At 65.0% G+C, this 18,239-nt stretch carries 10 protein-coding genes and 1 pseudogene; 8 read left to right on the top strand and 3 right to left on the bottom strand.

All coding sequences use genetic code 11. The features are described from left to right. A partial coding sequence (locus OP04_RS47445; RefSeq protein ID WP_198154314.1) for a helix-turn-helix transcriptional regulator occupies window positions 1-653 on the top strand: 653 nt, incomplete at its 5' end. A gap of 159 nt (window positions 654-812) precedes the next feature. On the opposite strand, the gene OP04_RS47440 is transcribed toward OP04_RS47445, so the two are convergent. Then, on the bottom strand, window positions 813-4,739 hold the full coding sequence (locus OP04_RS47440; protein ID WP_157241340.1) for a P-loop NTPase family protein: 3,927 nt from the start codon (window positions 4,737-4,739) through the stop codon (window positions 813-815). Between the two features lie 144 nt (window positions 4,740-4,883). Here OP04_RS47440 and OP04_RS54310 point away from each other — a divergent pair, with 144 nt between their 5' ends. Both OP04_RS54310 and OP04_RS47430 read left to right on the top strand, forming a co-directional pair. Further along, complete coding sequence (locus OP04_RS54310; protein ID WP_157241338.1) at window positions 4,884-5,036, top strand: hypothetical protein; 153 nt, start codon at window positions 4,884-4,886, stop codon at window positions 5,034-5,036. A 441-nt stretch (window positions 5,037-5,477) separates the two neighbouring features. Then, window positions 5,478-9,044, top strand: a complete 3,567-nt coding sequence (locus OP04_RS47430) for an ATP-binding protein (RefSeq protein ID WP_033346675.1) — start codon at window positions 5,478-5,480, stop codon at window positions 9,042-9,044. 406 nt (window positions 9,045-9,450) lie between these two features. Here the strand turns inward: OP04_RS47430 and OP04_RS47425 are convergent, their stop codons facing one another. Next, window positions 9,451-12,060 (bottom strand): NACHT domain-containing protein, encoded by a 2,610-nt coding sequence (locus OP04_RS47425; RefSeq protein WP_157241336.1) that lies wholly within the window; start codon window positions 12,058-12,060, stop codon window positions 9,451-9,453. A gap of 711 nt (window positions 12,061-12,771) precedes the next feature. Between OP04_RS47425 and OP04_RS56950 the strand changes: the two genes are divergently transcribed. The 5 genes and pseudogenes from OP04_RS56950 to OP04_RS54305 all read left to right on the top strand — a co-directional run bounded on the left by OP04_RS56950 (window position 12,772) and on the right by OP04_RS54305 (window position 16,755). Continuing rightward, window positions 12,772-13,158, top strand: a complete 387-nt coding sequence (locus OP04_RS56950) for a transposase (protein WP_198154312.1) — start codon at window positions 12,772-12,774, stop codon at window positions 13,156-13,158. Further along, window positions 13,058-13,942: pseudogene (locus OP04_RS47420) on the top strand (IS3 family transposase); the annotation flags it as partial. The gene OP04_RS56950 and the pseudogene OP04_RS47420, both read left to right, overlap by 101 nt. A gap of 70 nt (window positions 13,943-14,012) precedes the next feature. After that, the gene (locus OP04_RS47415) at window positions 14,013-14,216 is read left to right on the top strand and encodes a hypothetical protein (protein WP_051800177.1); all 204 of its coding nucleotides are present in this window, start codon (window positions 14,013-14,015) and stop codon (window positions 14,214-14,216) included. After that, window positions 14,213-14,590 (top strand): WD40 repeat domain-containing protein, encoded by a 378-nt coding sequence (locus OP04_RS52775; protein ID WP_085067362.1) that lies wholly within the window; start codon window positions 14,213-14,215, stop codon window positions 14,588-14,590. Before OP04_RS47415 ends, OP04_RS52775 begins: the two co-directional genes overlap by 4 nt. Before the next feature lie 239 nt (window positions 14,591-14,829). After that, window positions 14,830-16,755 carry a hypothetical protein gene (locus OP04_RS54305; RefSeq protein ID WP_157241334.1) on the top strand — a complete coding sequence of 642 codons (1,926 nt, stop codon included), beginning with the start codon at window positions 14,830-14,832 and terminating at the stop codon, window positions 16,753-16,755. A gap of 461 nt (window positions 16,756-17,216) precedes the next feature. Here the strand turns inward: OP04_RS54305 and OP04_RS47410 are convergent, their stop codons facing one another. Further along, complete coding sequence (locus OP04_RS47410) at window positions 17,217-18,125, bottom strand: tetratricopeptide repeat protein (RefSeq protein WP_033346672.1); 909 nt, start codon at window positions 18,123-18,125, stop codon at window positions 17,217-17,219. Between the last annotated feature and the right edge of the window lie 114 nt (window positions 18,126-18,239).

The following is an 18,239-nucleotide window of genomic DNA, read 5'->3' as shown; positions in this document are numbered from 1 at the left end:
CGCCGGAGGACGTGCTCTGGCCGGAGGCGCTGCTCGCGTACCGGGAGGACGGCCCGGAACCGGCCGTGGCCCAGCTGCGCCCGCTCTACGAGTCGATCGGGGAACGCCCGGTGCTGATCGGGCAGGACCCGGCCGCCGCGGCGACGCTGGTCCGGATCGCGGTCGCGGCCGGCCGCACCGACCTGGCCGAAGCGGTCGTCGTGGCCGCCCGCGCGCTGGCGGATCGCAACCCGGAGCTGCCCACGCTGGCCGGCGCGGCCGCCCACGCGGAAGGACTGCTGCGCGACGACGTGACACTGCTGCACCAAGCGGTCGACCTGCTGCGGAAAGGGCCGCGCCCGCTGGTGCTGGCCGCCGCGCTCGACGACCAGGCCGCGCTCGGCTCCCTGAAGGCCGCAGCGGCAGAGGCGGCCGAGCTGCGCGCGGCCTGCGGCGCCGGCCGGGTGCCAAAACGGCGAAACGTGCTCACTCCCGCGGAGTTCAAAGTCGCGGCCCACGCGGCAAGCGGGCTCAAACAGCGTGAGATCGCGGCCAAGCTACAGCTCTCGCCGCACACCGTCGACGCTCATCTGCGGCACATCTACGCCAAGCTCAACATCAACAACCGCGGCGCGCTCACAACCTGGTACACCCGCCAAGACCAATCGAGCTAACGCTACCCACGTCCCGTACCCGGAAGATACCTCACCACGCCCCGCTCCTTCCGACGACCTCATAGCGGTGGGGCCGGAGCTCTGGGTGACCGCCAGCAGCTCGGACCGTCCTTTTGAGATGTCGTTGGCGGTGGAGAGGGCCGTGTCCGGGGTCTCCTCCTACGTTCCAAGCGCCAGCCGTGGGCTTGCCATCGTTGCGTGGTCTTGGACAAGGAGGAACTCGTCGGCGAGCGAGATCACGGCGATCGGGTCCGCGTCGGCGAGGACGGTGAGTGACGTTGACCAATCGCCGGACTGCAGACTCTCCAACAGCAGCTCGCGTGCGTGATCGCGGCTGCCGCTGGCAGCGATCACTGCCAGGGATGTGGCTGCCAGGTCGGGGGCGTCGATCGAACGAGCCAGGCGTAGCGCTGCGTCGGTTTGGCCGCAGTCCAGCAGTGTCTTCACGAGGCGGGCTTGAGTCGCCGGATGCCGGCCGAGGCCGACCTTGGCGAGCAGTTGCTCCGCCCGAGGATGTTCTCCGGCCGCGGTCATCGCTTCCGCCACGTCGCTGATGTGCTGGATGTGCGAGTCCCAAGCCGGTTTTGTCTCGGTGTAGCTGAGCCGCTCAGCGCGATCGAACTCACCCACGCTCGCTGCGGCCGCGGCAACCATGGCCATGAGCTGGTCCTGCATGGAGTCCGAAGCGTTCGCGGCTGCTGACTCGGCGCGGTCGAGCAATGATGCTGCGCTATCGGCGATACCGACGATGCCGGCCGTGCGCACCAGGTCCGACAACAGCCGGACGAGGTTGACGTTGTCTGAATCGGTCACCGCCGCCCGCTCGGCTTCTTTAAAAAGGCGTACCGCCCGGACGGTATCGCCCTTCGAGGCCAGCAGGCGGGCAACCGAGGTCGCGGACCGGGTTCTTGCGGATGGCTGGCGAATCTTGAGGACGATCGCCTCGGCGTCGGTACCCTGCCCGAGTTTGGCGAATGTCTCCGCAAGGCGAGGCCAGCCGATGTACTCACGCGACATCTCCGCCAAGGCAGAGAAATGCTCCTCCTGCTCCGCATCCACCGATGACGGCGTCGTCAGGCAGAGCGCTGCCTCGTCGGCGATGCCGCGAGCGCGGTCGAGGTCATCGGCTTCAGCCAAGTCATCGGCCAGCGCTGCCAACGCTTGTACGCGCCAGCCGATGTCGCCTTGGGATCGGGCGACATCGAGTGCCTGATCGAACTCGCCTGCTTGGAGGAGAGCCCGTGCCACCTCGATAGCAACGGGATCGTCACTCTCGGGCAGGGTAGCCAGTCGTCGGGCGGCGGCGTGGCGGCCAGCGCGGACCATGGCCGCTCCGAGCGCGATGAACGTCCCGGTCTCCTCTGCCAAAGATTCGGCCCGAGACACCAGTACGTCCGCTCGAAAGAGGTCACCGAGCCGGCACATGGTCTCGGCGAGCGCGATGAACGACTCCGCCAGCCGTTTCCGGGCTACGACCAGACGGGCGGTGTTCTCGGCGTCATCGGCCAAAAGCGAGGCATCCTCCGGCCGGCCGGCATCCAGCAGACGGGAGGCCAGGCTCGCCATGACTTGGGCACGCTGTAATGGCTGTTCCACTACGAGAGCCAGGCGACGCGCGATATCGAAGTGTCCGCGCTGTGCCGCCGTGAGGGCGATCTCACCCCGGGCTTGGTCGGCTTGGCTTGTCGAGGGAATGGCCTCAACGAGGCTTTCCGCTCGCGCGAGGTCGGTGTACGCCGTGGCCGCTGCGACCTGCTGCAAGGCGAACGACCGATCCTGGTGAAGCTCGATCGAGAGAGCAAGCTCCTCGGCCGTCTGCCGTGCCGATTCCAGACGGCCGGGGACTGCCCCGGCGACCCACGCGAGCGCCCCGGCGCGTTGATAGGTCGATGGCGCACTGTATGCGGCTTGGAGCGCAAGTCCGATCATGTCATCCGCCATCTCAGGGCAACCACCCTTGGCGGCGGTAGCCGAGATCAGGATGAGCGCAGTCGTCTGCTGAAGAGGGTCATCGATCGACCTGGCCTGTGCACAGGCTTCGGCGAACAACCTCCGCCGTTCCTCAACACATGGTGCACGGCGTGCAATCGCCCCCACCTGGGTCGCCCGTCGATATCCGGGTGGAATAGTGGCGATCAGTTTCTCAGCCCTGGCGATGTCTCCTGCACGAATTACATGATCGATAAGGTCCGACAGGGCGACCTCTCGCTGCCCCGGAGTCGGCAAGGAAGCGGACACCCGCTCCGCGGAATCAGCGGCTGCGGCGTACGTCGCCGCCACGCCGAGCTTCGCTGCCACGACCGCTACCTCTCCTAGAGCACGCGCTCGTAACGCAGCGTCCTCGATCAGCGTAGAAACCGTCAACGCGCGTGCCAACAGCTCGGAGTCGGATGGCGAACCGACCGCGGCGATGGCCAGGAGTGCGCGGACCTGCTCCGCCCTGCTGGTGATCTCCTCGGCGATACGCAGCGCATCGTTCACGTCCCCCGACTCAGCCGCTACCGCCACGATCAACCGCAACGCCCGCGCCCCGGAATCCCCCATCGCCCTAGCTAGCGCCTCGGCGCGGGCACATTGCCCCAGCCTCGCCCGGACCTCGACCAGTTCATCCGGCAAATTCGCGTTGCGGCTGCGCAGCCACTCGCGATGCACCGCGAGACGGGCAGCTGTACTCAGATCTGGCGGCGCCACGGCCATGATGTCAGCCAACCCGGCGGTATCACCGCCAGTCACGGTAAGGAGGCGATCCTGGCGGGAAAGGTCGGTCGCCAGTCTCACCATTCTTGGTACATCGCCCAGGCTCTGCACCAGAGCCGAATACGGGCGCAGGAGATACGCAGGCGTCGACAAGGGCCAGCCTCGGACGGCGTACTCATCCGCCCAGGCATGAAGCCGTATCCGAAACTCCTCCAACCGCCTCGGTCCGAGATAGCCGAGAGCGGACTCCTTCAGGTCCTCGTGAGCCAGGAAGTACACCGGACCAACCCGGCTCTGGAAGGCACGCCCCGCGACCGAGCCCAGCTCATCAGCAATCTCAAGATGCCCTCGACCGGTTAGCTCAGCCAGGTCGGTGGCAGATAGCCCACCGCCGGACGCGGTGACCAGGCCCAGCAGATCCTTCTGCAACGGCGTACCGCCCATCAGCCGCCGGAGATCTCGGTGGGCGTCATGCCGCACAACCTCGGCATACGGGGAAGGTGACAGGTCGCGTCGCACCTCCGGATTACGCAGCGGATGGTTAAGGGGCACATCGGTCGGCAACGGCGGGTCAGCTCGACTGGCGACAATCACGCGCAGCCCGGGCGGCACCACAGCCGGTAGTAGAGCAGCGATGCTGTGCGCGTCATGATCCGCGGTCCAACCAAGATCCTCGTCGAGACCATCAACGACCAGCACGAGCGGGCAGGCACGTGCAAGCAGATCAAGGAAGTACGCCTCGCGGTTACTGACGCTGAGGTACGACGGCACAGACTCGCCGAGCAACCTGGCAAGCTGGTCAAGGACGACATCGAGAAACGCGGTGCGGTCGGCCTGCCCGCCCAGTCGGGCCGTCACGAAGAACGAGACCAGGCGGACGCCGGGTGACGGGTGCAAGACGAACCACGACAGCAGCGCCGACTTCCCCGACCATGCTGGCGCACGCCACCAGGAATAGGCGACGCCGCCCTGACGCGTACAGAATGCCGTCAGGTCTGCCAGCTCCGGCTCGCGCGCCGAAAGCTTCTCCGGGGCCATTTGGCTAACCTGCTGCAAGTAAGCCGGCGCAGCTGCCCGTGCCGGGATTCGCTGTGGCCGCCGAGCGGGCTGTCCTCTGCGTGCTTGTACGTCCTGTTTTCGTAATTGCTCCCAATAAGCAACCCCTTGTCGGGGGTGGGAGGAAGGAGCGCGTCCCTCCAGGAACCCGACAAGGAAGGCGACAGCGTCCTTGTTGCTCGGCACCGTTTGGCCGTTCAGCCAGTTGCTGAGCGTGGCGTCTTTCAGCACGACGGGCGGCTTCTGCCGCTTTCCCTGGTGAACGAGCGTCGCCAGGGTGGGGCTGCCCGCAGCCTCGTACAGCTTCCGCAGCTCGACGGAGAAACGAGTCACGCGGCACTTCCGAATCGGAAGAGTCTCGGAAACATCGTTGAGCTCGGCATTCTCGCACTCTAGCGCCCGCGAACATCGCCGGAATTCGGTCGGAACGGCAGACAGGAGACATCACCCGAACGCTTGAGCCGGAAGGTCGACAAGATGCCCTACCTCTTCGCCCTGCTAGTTGCCCTGCACCTGGCGGCCGCCTGCGGCTACGTCGCCGTGGGCGATCCAACCGCACTCTCGACCATCGCCCAAATCGACGCAGCATTCGCGTTGGCATGGCTTGACCTGCGCCGGAATGGCCGCTGACCATGCCAGGGGCGCACGGCCTAGCAGGCGGGCGGCGTCCTCGGAGCGACCGACGGCGGTGCAGGCCCAGATCGCGTCCTCGATGTCGATCAGGATCGTCGCTCGGTCGCCGTTGGAGTCCGGATGAATCACCTGTGCGGGAATTGCCACGCGAAGGGACTACACACCGGGACCTACCAGGATCTCGCCTCGGCCGTCACCGGCTGGCCGGACCTACCAGACACCTTGCCCCCAGACATCGCCACACCGCTGGCCCACGCCCATCTCCGCGCAGCGGACTCGGACCTCCAAGATCTCCTTCTGGAGACGACGGAGCTCATCGGCGCCGCGACGATGGCCGGCGACACTCTCGTACACAGCGAGCCACAATGACCTCTCCGATCGTTATCATGTGCAGCCGGTGACCCGGACACCGCTCAGGCCCAGGGAGGAGGTCAGGAGGTGGATCTTCACGCCAGGATTCGCGAGGCGATGCGGCACCCTCCTGAGCGTCCGCGTGTCTTCGAGGAGTGCGCTTGCGACCTTCTTCGGGCGGTCTATCCCGGCCTATCTGAGGTGTCCGGCGGGCACGACTTCGGTCGAGACGCTGACATTTACTTCCCGCTGAATACCCAGGATCCGAGTGTCCGGGGCCGCCTGATGGCCACGACCGGTGATCCGGTGGCCAACGTTCGCGGCAGCCTGGCCCGGATGGCCGAGGAGGACTTGCAGGTCGATCTCGTGGTGGTGGCCTGCCTGCGCGAGATCAATGCCCGAACGCGACGCATACTCACCCGGCTATGCGACGACCGCGGTATCCCGGAACCCCACATCTTCGACGGCACCTGGTTCGCGGCGCAGTTGGCCAACAACCCGTGGTGGCGTGAGCGCCTACTTGATGTCCGCGGCGACTTGTCCGCCCTGACGGAGCAGCCCTCGCAGACTCTGATGGTGGCAGACCTCATCGGCCGTCAGACAGAGGTGGCGCAACTGCGTACGCTCATCGCTACGAACAGGGATATTCTGCTGACCGGCGCGGCCGGTACAGGAAAGACCCGGCTTCTCGCGTCCCTCGGCGGCGGTGTCACCTTCCTAGAGCCAACCGCGACAGAGCACCTCGCTGACGCCCTGAGAATGACGCGCCCCGCTGCCGTGATCGTGGACGACGCTCACGCCTACCTCAGCGACCTCGCTGCACTGAACGCTGCACGCCACCAGCTCAAACTGTCGTTCTCGATCATCGCCAGCACCTGGCCGAGCAAGAGCGACGACCTGCATCGGACGCTCCCGCACGCCGAACAGATCATCCTGGCACCTCTGCCGAGACCTGACATCGACGACATCATCCAGCACCTCGGCATCACCGGACACCGCGCCCGAACCGTCGTACTCGACCAGGCCGAAGGCCGACCCGGATGGGCGATCATCCTGGCCAGCCTGCTCATCAAGGGCGAAAACGAGGCGGTCATCAGTGGGACCGCGCTGGTCGACAGCGCCTTCCGGTTCGTCCACGAGACCGCGGCCACCGAGATCGAGCCTGATGTGCTGGCATGTATCGCGGCGGTCGGATACGTCACCGCCGCCCCGCTGGAGACCATGGCCTCGTACATCGGGATTCCCCTCGGCCAGCTGAACGCGGTCGTGCGTCGGCTCGCCCGCAACGGTCTCCTGGAAGAAACGCGCGACGGTTGGCAACTCCTCCCCGCGCTGCGCGCACCTCTGGTGGCACACCGCTTCTTCAGCCAACGGCCCGACCGCCAGTGGTCGACGATCCAGAAAGCATTTCCGGGGCGAGAGCATGACTTCGTTCACGTCGCCTTGGACGTCGCCTTATCTACCGGCTCGCCGTCAGCACGCAATGCCGTCGAGCAGCACATTCAGACATTGCCTGACGTCACCGAATGGGCCCCAGCGACGGTCAGCCTGGTCTGCGAGTACACACGCTTAGACGAGCGTGCAGCTGCATACGCCGTCGCGCAGGCCCGGCAGCTTCTCAACTCGCCTCGCGAATCGACCACTCTGCACGGCATGGTGCTGGACTCGGCAAGGAGCCACGCAGTCGAGCTCCTCGAGAGCGCCGCCCGAGGGTGGGTGATTCCGGAAGCCGTCGCTGCGCTCCTCGATCTCGCCCTCGACACCCCCACCACACATCGCTACGCCTCGCAGGACCCGCTGTATACGCTGACCGATCTCGCCAACCGGATACATCCCGACATCGGGACGGATCTCGAGGTACGCCGCCGGCTCCTGACTGGCACGCTCGGATGGCTTTCCGGTCGACGGACAGAGCAGGCATGGATCAAAGCCGCGGAAGTGCTGGTCGCGGTGTTCGCTGTGAACGGTCGTGCCGCCTGGCAGGACCCGGGCCGGCCCGCCTATGCGACCGTCGCCGATCGTGTAGAGCCAGCTCAACACCTTGAGGAGCTGGTAAGGCTCTGGGAACAAGTCACCGAACTGCTCCGATCGACCAGTAACCCTGACGGCATTTCCTGCCCGGCCGAGGCGCTACTGACACTGACCGACCTAGCCGGCTCCTGGCTGCGTCTCGGTGAAGGATTCGCGGTGTCGTCGGGTGGCACCCAGGTCACCGATCAGCAACGGCTGGCCGGACATCGCGGCGGTAGAGCAATGATCGAATCACTGCGTAAGGCGGTCCAGGCCGTGCCGGGTGTGGCCCTACGCGCGAACCGGATGTTGAATGACATCCGGCGACGCGGACGCTCCGACGAACCTCGGCCGGTCCTATTCACCGTCGATGCCGACCTGCTCGATCTGGTCGGGCAGCGCGACCCGTATGTTGACGGCGACATCGAAACGGCGGTGCGGGCGCAGAACATCGCGCTCCGCAGCCTCGCGGTCCGGATCGTCAATATGGGGCCGCAGGCGGGCTGTGCACGAGCCGTCACCCTTGCTGGCCACAGTCGTCATGTGGTCGAGTACGACCCCACAGTCGTGCTCGCGGACGTGATGCGTCCTCTTCTGACCGACCCACCCGCCTGGTGCCAAGCCGCTGTCGCGCATCGGCACGCGCCCCTCGCTGGCGCTGCGCTCCGGCGCTGCCTCGACGATGGGCTCGCGCTGCCGGCCGGATCACTCCTGACAGAGATCCTCGAGGATAATTCTCTGCGACGTGCCGCGATCACCGCCGTGCTGCCTCTGCCGGAGGTCAGTCCTCTCGGCGCAGAGATCCTCCAAAGTCTTGGAAGCAGCGATGACTGGATCCTGGAGCATCTGGTCTCCAACGCTGCGTCCGACGCGTTACGCCATCACCTGCTGTCCCACTCCGACGATGCTGTTGCAGGCCGCGCAGCGCTTGCCTTCGACATCGGTTACGGCCGGGATACCCGCCAAGGCCCGCTCTTACCTGACCTGTGGGTGCCACGCTGGCGGGAGGCGTTTCTCCGCCTGCGCTGCAAACACATCAACAGCGACTTCCAGCGATATCGAGCCGAGGAGACCCTCGCCCACCTTGCACAACATGATCCTGACCTGGTGGAGCAGTGGTTCACACGTCGCATCGAGGAGAGCATCGCGGACAAGCACGCCCCGTTCGAGCCCCGCGGGAGCCAGCGACACCTACGTCTGCTTCCCCAAGCGCACCGCGAGCGCCTCGTACGGCGCTCCGGCGACAGTCGCTGGATCAGCCGCGGATGGCTTACATATCTCACCGCCTACGACCACGAACTCGCCACCCGCCTCCTCACCGAGAACACACTCAGCATCATCGACCTGACCGACGCGTTAGCCGGCTGTCAGGACGAAGCCGTCGAGAGCCTCGGTCCGCTCCTGCTAGCGCACGGCATCACACCAGAGAAGATCGCGCAGATCGTCGTCAGCCCTCGGCCCGACACGTTCACGTTCGACCACGGTGCTGTCACCCACCGGCAAGCCATAGATTTCTTCACACGTCTCCAGGAGCGCGTACCCGCGCTTGAGGAAATCGCTATTGCGGGCAAAGAGCAACAACTACAACTTCTAACAGCCGCCGAAGTCACAGAGGAAGAGGAGCGCCGCCACGGTTGGCGATAGAGGGGCACCGAATGACGGGACAGCACCATGTTGGAGACCCTCACCGGTATCGCCACCGGCAGCCTCTGTGCACTCGCCGCCGCCGTTGTCAACCTCGCCACATCAATCCGCTACCGGCACGGCCTTGTCAGCGTCGCCAGCCTCACTGACATCAGTCTGGGTAGCTGCAGCGTCCGTCTTTCGATCGGGACGGGCCCTGCTCGACCCCAGAGACGGAGGTCCGTCGCCACCACGCCAGTCCCGGCCGGAATTCCTTCGTCGAAGGCCCAATCCACGACGATGGGTGCGGTCTGCCGCACGACCTAGTCCACGAAGACCGCGAGGCCTAGGCCTTCGACGCGCACCGACGGTTCGGTCGTGGACGCGGAACTCAGGTAAGGACGAAGTAGGCCCGTGCACCCGCTGCCTACCAAGACGGCGGCGTCTTCTTCCTGATGAGTCTCAGCCGGTTCAAGTCATCCCAGACCCAGCGAACGGCCAGATTGGTGGCGGGCATCCGATCGGCCACATTGATACGGCCGCCGTGGACCGAGGTCCATACCCAGGATGCGCCGTCCGGGCGGCGAGCGATGACAAGTTCGTGGACCTTGGAGAGGCGTCCGCGAGCGTAGGCGGAGTTGATATTCTCGTGGCTCTCGACGGCGATGTCGACGCGAACTTCTTCGCCAGCGACAAGCGGAATCAGGACCGTGGTCGCGCCCGCCGTCGCGCCGACGAAGATGTGGTACTCCACGCGGTAGGGGACCAGAAGCGCTCGCTCCATCGTCGCGGCCAGGGTGGGGAAATAACGGCCGACAATTTCCTCGTACGCCTTCATCGCGGCTAGGTGCACGGCTCGCACGCGGGCGGTCAGTTGGTCGGCGCGGTAGCCCGACCATACAGCGTCCGGCGGGATAGGACCGGCATCGCGGCCCGGCCAGGGGTCAGCCAGTAGGCCGTCCGGGTCGCCAGCCTGGGCAATGTTGACCAACTCGAGCACCTCGCCACGGGTATACTGCTGGTCCCGTAGCCCGAAGCTCTCCGCGCCGAACTCGTCCAGCCTGCTCAGCAACTCGGTACCGTAGTAGGCAACACGTTCGGTGAAGGTCATCGTCTCGTGTAGGCGGTATTGCGTGGCACTGAAACTGGTGGGGATCAGACCGGTCGCCCGATCGTGCCACCACTCGCCGCGGAGCACATCGATGTCCGGGCGCGTTCGCATCGCCGTGAGCACCTCGACCGCCGATCGCTCGGCCAGGTGTAGCGCGGCTCGCCAGGGCGCGGCCGGGTGCGTGGACAGGGCAACGCCCTGGCGGCGACTGCCCAGGCCTTGCTCCTCGACGGCCAGATCGACCCAACCATTCCCGCAGTCGATAGCCAGCCGAGCCGAGGGATCCGCCATCGGCCCGGCTGCCCACGAGGCGAAGAGGTGAGGGAGAGCGGCGCTCCAGGCGTCGACGGCGAGCCGCACACGCGCTTGAGAGTCGGGTTCGACAGCCGCCTCGCCGTGGAGAGGGGGATCGGTGAGCGGCACCGCCTCGCCAAGGACCCAGGCAGCCGCGCCCGGATGGGCTTCCACGAGGGCGGCGAGGGGTTCGGACGACTCTTCCCAGGTGCCAATAGCCGCCGCGAGCAGCCAGGCCGACCGCCATAGCTCCCACGCCCGCAGCGACACTAGCTGTTGAGCCAACGGGACCTCCTTCTCGAGGAGGGCACGCGCGGCGAAATACTGCTCGAGAATCGGTGACGCGAACCGCAGAACCTCGGAGTCTTGCACAACCAGGCGGGTCGCGACCAGCGCCTGTCTGATTTCCAGCGGCCCGGCCTCGCGGCCGCGTACCCGGCCGCGGCCGGCGATCGTCCGGGTGGCCAGGCGGCGCAGGGCGGCGTGGACATCGACCCCCGCCATGCTCTCCCGGTCGAGCACCTCCTCAGCGAGGTCACCGAGGAGCTCGATCGGCGTCCGGAACCTGCGCGTGCCGTGGTGGAGAAACCTGGCCGCCAGGAGAGCGAACAGCGGTTTGACCGCCTCCGCGCTCAGCGCCCGGGGCAGGGACCAGCGGCGCGTGTGCTCGCCGCCGGCGATCGTCAAGATCAACTCGATCTGCTCGTCAGTCAGCGGTGGGATGGTCACAACAGCATCGATGCTGATGTACCCGGGGCGGGAGAACAGCAGGATCTCGCTGCCGGTCGAGAGATAATCCATGTGCCGCGCCTGGGCGAGCAGGCCACGTGCCGTGTCGCGGTCGACCTCGTCCAGGCCGTCGACGATGACATGCCACGATGCCGCAGCCGGCGGGCTTGCCGCCCGTACAGCCGCCTCAAGTTTGTCCGCCGTGAGGTCACGGGCTTGCAGGAACACAGGCCATGGTGCTGTGGCGTCCGAGCGGGCACGCCCGATCGCCCCTTGATGCAGCATGTCCGCGCAAGTGGACTTTCCGCTGCCCAGGTCGCCTACGATCACCGTGGGGGATGGCGCGAGCCGGAAGTCGACCAAGGGGGCGAGCTCCTGTCGGCGTGTCTCCAATTCGCGGATCACATCGGCTGACAGTTGGAGGGACTGCAGGCGTTCCCGCATCCGGGCGATCGCACGTTGTTCCAGCTCGACGAGGGTGGCCAGATCCGTCGACCGCGGCGACGGCAAAGGTCCCGGCACGGACGGCTGTTCAGGCGGGCGCACCAAATGGTTGACCTGAGCGGCGACGGTGTACTCATCCAGGCCGCAGGCCCGCGCCAGAGTCTGGGTGACCGCGCGGACATCAACCAGGGACGCCGGCCCACCCCGGGAGATGATCCGGTGGATCAGATCCTTCTTCGGTGAACCGTCGAGGCGGTCATCGCCGGCGATCTGCTTCGCCAAATCCTCCAGCGCGGGCATGCCTGCCTTCTCGTGCAGGCCGTAGAGCAGATCGCGGACCTCCTGCTGCGGGCCGGCGTCCAGCTCGGGCCGGGCCAGCTTCCGCGGGCGGCGCACAGGGGCACGCTTGGCGGCCGCCGCGGTTCGGCGGCGCACTGGTCGAGACTCGTCGGCATCCATCGCCCACCGATGATGCCCCACAGCTACCGGTCGTGGACGCCTCGACACCCGTCGGCACTCAGGTCATCCCTCCGAAATCGCCTGAGTCTGAAAACGCAAGCCGGCGCCGGCTCCGCCTCCGTCTCAGACACCCCAGGGAGAACGTGATGATCCGACCCCCGCAGCACCCCATCGACCCCGAACCGCGTCGCACCCGGATCACCCTCGCCGTGATCACCGGCGTCATCTCGGGTGCTACCCGCGCTCTGACCAGTTGGCTCCTCGACTACATGACGACCCTCAAGTAACTACCTCGGGTGGGATCCCGCGCCGGACCGACGGGATCCCACCTCGCTCCAGGCCGCGGTGCGCATAAAGGCGGACACCCGCTCAGACGACTCCGGAAATCGACAATTCCAGCAAGCCCGCCCGGCACCTCGTTTCCTGTTGTCCGCGAACCGGCCCCGCAGGAATGCGCACCGCGTCGAAGTTCGCAATCCGCAGACGGCACCTCCGACAAGGAGGGGTTGACCGCTAACGAACTCTCGGTACGCAGGTCCCACTCAACAAGCAACGGTTCTTTCTACGCAAGCGGATGCGCCTCTCCGGTGAGCTTGGCAAGCGCCACACACAACTCCTGCAAGGTCGCCCGCACGCACCCAGCTGACCTGCCCCGAGGACTCCGGACACGCCGCCAAGTAGGGTGGCGACGTCTCTGGGAGGAACGGGTTCGTGGGAAAGAAATCGGGGAAGTACTCGGCGGAGTTGCGGGCTGAGGTCGTGAGCGCGTATGGCGATGGTGAGCGCACGTACGCGGAGATTGCCCGTAATTTTGGCCTTGTTCCGGAGACGGTCCGGTTATGGGTGGCCGCGGCGAAGAAGCAGAATCCCGGGCAGACGGTAGAGGCACGGGATTCGGTGGAACGGGCGCGGGTCTCGGAGATGGAACGGCGTATCCGTGAGCTGGAGTCAGAGAACGCGTTCCTGAAAAAGCTGCAGCCTTCTTCGCGAGAGAACAGCGGTAAACGAGCGTTACGCGTTTATTGCTGCGGAGAAGGCTGTCCACAGTGTGAAGATGATGTGTGTGGTCATGGGTGTTTCTCGTTCAGGTTTCTATGAGTGGATGGATCGGCCGGTGTCGGCGGCGGAATCGCGGCGTGCAGTTCTTGCGGATCTTATCCGTGATGTGTTCGATCGTTCCGGCCGGACGTATGGCTATCGGCGGGTGCATGCGGAGCTGGCGCGTGGCGGGGTGCCGGTCGATGACGATCTGGTCCGCCGGCTGATGGGCCTGCTGGGGCTGGTCCCGGTACAGGTGAAGCGGCGCGGCGGGCTGACCGTACCGGATCGGGCTGCTGGGCCGATCCCGGACCTGGTCGGGCGGGACTTCACCGCGGCGGCGCCGGGGGCGGAGCTGGTCGGTGACATCACCCAGATCGACACCGGCGAGGGCCCGTTGTATCTGGCGACGGTCATCGACTGTTTCTCGAAAATGGTGGTCGGATGGTCGGTGGACATTCGTTACCCGGCGAGCCTGGTCGGCGCCGCCTTACGGGCGGCGTCCCGGCGGATACCACTGGCCGCGAAAGCCATCTTCCATTCCGATCGCGGCAGTCAGTACACGTCACACGAATTCGGGCTGGTTCCCTCCGAACTGGATCTCCGGCAGTCCGTCGGGCGAACGGGCATCTGCTTCGATAACGCGATGGCGGAGTCGTTCTTCGGAAAGCTGAAGACCGAACTCGTCCATCACCGGAAGTTCGCCACACGCGCGCAGGCCCGCAGAGAGGTAATCCGCTACGTCGAGGGCTTCTACAACAAGAAACGCCTGCATTCCGGCCTGGACTACCGCCCGCCGGCAGAAGTACTCGACGAATGGTTTGCGTCAAAGCAAGCAGCTTGATATATTGACATTTGGTGCAAGTCCGGATTTTTCGAATCAGGTCAGAGGCCATTGGGGAATCGAAAATCGTGTGCACTGGATCCGCGACGCCGCCCTCGGCGAAGACACCCACCACGCCTACCTCGGCACCACCGCACACACCCTCGCCGCACTACGCAACCTGGCAATCTCCCTGATCCGCCTCGCCGGCCACACCCGCATCAAACCGATCATGGAACGACACCACGCCAACAAAATGCTCATCCCAGAACTACTCCACGCAGCAGCTCAATGACCCACCGACTTTGCTTTGGCTCTGAGGTGTCGGCGCTGGCGATCGCACCGGACGGCACCTGGCTAGCCAGCGCCAGCCAGGACGGGAGCGTGCGGTTGTGGGACACGCTCACCGGCACCGAGCGGGGGTACCTCATCGGTCATAGCGGCTCGGTGTCGGCGGTGGCGATCTCACCGGACAGCACCTGGCTGGCCAGCATCGGAGGCGACCGGACAGTACGGGTGTGGAAGGCCGCCACTGGAGATTGTGGCGCGGTAGCACGCACCGCTCACAGCCTCTGGACCTGCGCCTGGTCTCCTCTCAATAGCCGCTATCTATTCGTCGGAGGAAGCGCTGGTCTGTACCGCTTCGAGTTCAAGCCGCCGATCGCATAGTTTCAGTGTTGGCCGGATCGATTCTGCAGAGCAAGCCCTGGCAAGGCGCGATACTGATCCTCTGGGGCATGAACCCGGGGTCCGGGGCGTCGGCCCAGGTGGCGACGAGGTGATGCGGAGTGCATACCAACATCATGCAGACAAGATGCCGACCGGCCAGGACGGCACTGTTGATGCTCACTCTGGTAGCAGGGTCTAGCTGCGCTCCGGGCGCAGCACCTATAGGACCGCCGCCCGCTGTGACCACCGGTGCGGTATGCGAGGACGCCGACGCGGCGTTGAACCGCGGCCTGGCGGGCACAGCGGAGCAGCTCTACCGGTCCCATTTGCCGAAGGCTTCATCAGCCGACACGGTTTCGCCAGTGTCAACGTCTCCCGTCGTGATACCCGCCTGCATCACCGTCGGCCTGGAGGCTGTGAGGACGCGGCGGGTGGAAGCTAGGGCCGCGATCGCGGCGGGTGATCGCGCCCGCGAGACGGGGCGCTACGGCTTGGCGAGGCAGTGGTATCTGAAGGCACAACGGTGGGACGTGGACAGCGAACAGGCGGTCACTGGCCTGACCTCTCTTGCCCGCATCGAGCGCACTCAAGGAAGCGCAGCACTGAGTGACGTATGGCTTCCGCTGGCGGGGCGCTTGATCGCCGACTTGGCAACCATTCTCGTTGTTATTTTCGTGGCGGTTAGGGTGGTTGCCAATTTCGTTGTACCGCCGCGCACCAAAAAAGACCCAATGTCAACTAGGCATGCCTGGCTGGCAACGTCCATGGTCTTCATCGGCGCCCTTGTGTTCGCGATCGCTCGGGCTGGCTACCTCCGCACAACGGACACCGGTTTCAGAATCCTAATATCATCAGGTATCGCGATACTGTGCGGGACATTTCTACTTGCCCTTTGGTCAGGGCGCAGGCTGGCTGTGCAAGTGGAGGTCCGCACGGAACAGGAGGAGGCAAATACGTCGGCGACCGCATACCTCGCTGCTCGTCTTGCAGGTCTTGGCGGCGGCCGACCCGAAGGGCTACTACGACTGAAGGGCACCGACGTAACCGCGTTGCCGGCCGATGCGATCGGCGAGCTGCCGCCGGGCCGCTTCGCGCAAGCCCTTATCAAGTTGACGTTGGCCTTGGTCCCAGTTGTTCCGTGGCGGATAGTAGCGACGGAAGGACCAGGTGGAGTCGTCACAGTGGACATCCGGCGCAATTATCGATCGGTAGAGCTCATACTTATCTGCCCGAGTGATATCAGTGCACCAGACGACGATCGAGAAACACGCCGTCAAGCCATGTTGACAGCTACTGCAGCAAAAACGCTGCTCTGCCTTGGCGAGTACTACCCCCAGCTAACAGACGGCCTGTGCGGCGCTACCCGATGGCGCAGCCTTGCGAGGCAAGTGCTGGCCACCGAGCCGGTCGATACGCCACCAACGCATCGACGCCGCCTGCTCGCCGAGGCAGTCGAGGCCGACCCGGGAAATCTGGCCGCCTGGTACGCCTATCTGGTATGGACTGCCGTCGACGAGCCTGAGGCAGTCGGCGCAGGCAGAGGAGCAGCAGTCCGCTTCGACGCACTATATCTGACAGCGACGGCCGAGCAACGAGTCTCCGATGGCTATCTCGCACTAATAGTACGCATTCTCTATTCAAGCACCGCAGCCTGGCTTCAGCACTGGCAAGCCCTCCCCACCGGTAGCGCGGAGGCACGCAATGCGTGGCGGCACGCCGCTGCTTCCAGTCACGCGATGACCACCACAGTGGCGCGAGCCCTAAACGGTCAGCCGCGAGGATTGAAAGAATTCGCAACCGACGTTTTACCCCTCACGACCGATCTCGCAGAAAACTTCCATAGCGACGACCGCGGAACGAACACTTGCCCCTGGCTCGACGACGCGGAAATACACTTGCAATCCTTGCTCAGTCGATCACTAAGTGCATTATACGTACACGCGTGCAAATGTGTACGGGCCGGCCGTCGCCCGGAGGCACTCGATGCGCTCGGCCTCGCCATCGGGCTTGACCGGCAGCGCGCAGGAGCACAGAGAGATCCGGCCTTCAGTCCAATTGCGAAGACCACACAATTTCGCAAGCTGACACTCACAGATCTGCCATCCAGCAGGAGACAGCGCCTATTCCGTTTCGTCTCACGAACACGGATAGACACCTCGGGCTGAATGAGGTCATCACCCCTTAGATACCATCATCTCATAGACAAACCAACAGATCAGCACGAAGGCGACCAATCCCGGGATAAGGGACCACCTTAAATCGAGCTTCCGCACAGCCTGCGGGTCGCACTGGACGGGATCACCCCCTTTTCAAGTTGTGCACAATGAGCGCATTTATCGGGCATCGGCGCAAAGTCACGCTGCCACTTTCCGTCAATTAAGACAAAATGAGCATCCACATTATGCATAACACGACCCTCCCCTAAACAGCGATCGACATTTTCAGCACGCTAGAAGCGATAAACGTGAAGCAGCAGTCCCTACGGATACCTTGCGCGTACATCATCCGGCTAAAGCATTAAGGCTGGATGCTACGTCGAAAACGGGGCACCCCTGGAGGCGGTGAAGCATCGATTCGATCCCGAAGGCTTCAGTGCGACGTACCCGCCGCTGGCGTCGGCGCGCTGTCACAATTCGTCGATCTGCCCGCGCTCGTGCAAGAGCACAGCTAGGTGCCCTGCGGCCCACCTGTCGTCGGTGTCGCCCATGTCGGCATGCTGCCGCAGTACGACGATTGCTTCGTCGATCTGCCCGCGCGTGTGCAACAGCTGTACAAGTGGCGCGGCATAACCGTAGCCGACGTCGGCGTGTTGCCGCAGCATGGCGATCGCTTCGTCGCCCTGCCCGCACTCGTGCATGAGGTGCGCTAACTGCCCGGCGGCGTAACTACCACCGGCATCGACGCGTTTCCGGAGCATGACGATCGCTTCGTCGCTCTGCCCACGCTTATGCATGAGGTCCGCCAGCTGCACGGTGGCGTACCTGTAACCGACCTTGGTGAGCTGTTGCAGCTCGTCGATTTGCCCGCGCTTGTGGAGGAGGTTCACCAGTTGCACAGCAGCGGCACCGCTGCCGGCATCAGCGCGTTTCCATAGGATGGCGATCGCTTCGTCGCTCTGCCCACGCTCCTGCAGGAGATTTGCTAGCTGCCCGGTGGCGTACTCGTTGCCAGCATCGGAGCGTTGCCGTAACTCGTCGATCTGCCCGCGTTCGTTCAGGTGGTTCACCAAATGGAAGGTAGCGTCCTTGTGGCCTGCGTCGGCGTGCCGCCGCAGCTCGTCGAAATAGCCATGCTCGCGCAGAAGCTCCGCCAACTCCCTACTGATATGCCCGTCGGCTGTTGTCTTACACAGGGCGACGGCATGGCTGGTATGGCCGCGCCATCTGGCGTTGTCGGCGATTTCTAAGGTGTCGCGGGGATCGTGATGGTCGATGAGTGCCTGCCACGCCCGGTCAGGTATGGATTCGGTGTGACGTTGGCGGCGGGCGTGTTGGTGGAGGTAGTCGGCAGTGACCCAGCCGGCGATCTGTCCCATGCCGGCGGCGACAGGGGTTAGTACTGCAACCCGGCATCGTTACTCATCCCGGTTCGAGTCGTTTGCGGTAGTGGCAGGCCCGTGCCTGTTCGAGGCGTCGGCGGCGGTATCGGG

The organism is Catenuloplanes japonicus (genome assembly GCF_000717135.1).
Lineage (GTDB): Bacteria > Actinomycetota > Actinomycetes > Mycobacteriales > Micromonosporaceae > Catenuloplanes > Catenuloplanes japonicus.
Note: the sequence above shows the minus strand (reverse complement) of the source record. Positions and strands in the feature narration are given on the sequence as shown.

Excerpts from the sequence above, each read along its gene's own strand:
- OP04_RS47410 (WP_033346672.1), bottom strand. The coding sequence starts at position 18,125 with ATGGGACAGATCGCCGGCTGGGTCACTGCCGACTACCTCCACCAACAC.
- OP04_RS47425 (WP_157241336.1), bottom strand. The coding sequence starts at position 12,060 with ATGGATGCCGACGAGTCTCGACCAGTGCGCCGCCGAACCGCGGCGGCC.
- OP04_RS52775 (WP_085067362.1), top strand. The coding sequence starts at position 14,213 with ATGACCCACCGACTTTGCTTTGGCTCTGAGGTGTCGGCGCTGGCGATC.
- OP04_RS54310 (WP_157241338.1), top strand. The coding sequence starts at position 4,884 with ATGCCCTACCTCTTCGCCCTGCTAGTTGCCCTGCACCTGGCGGCCGCC.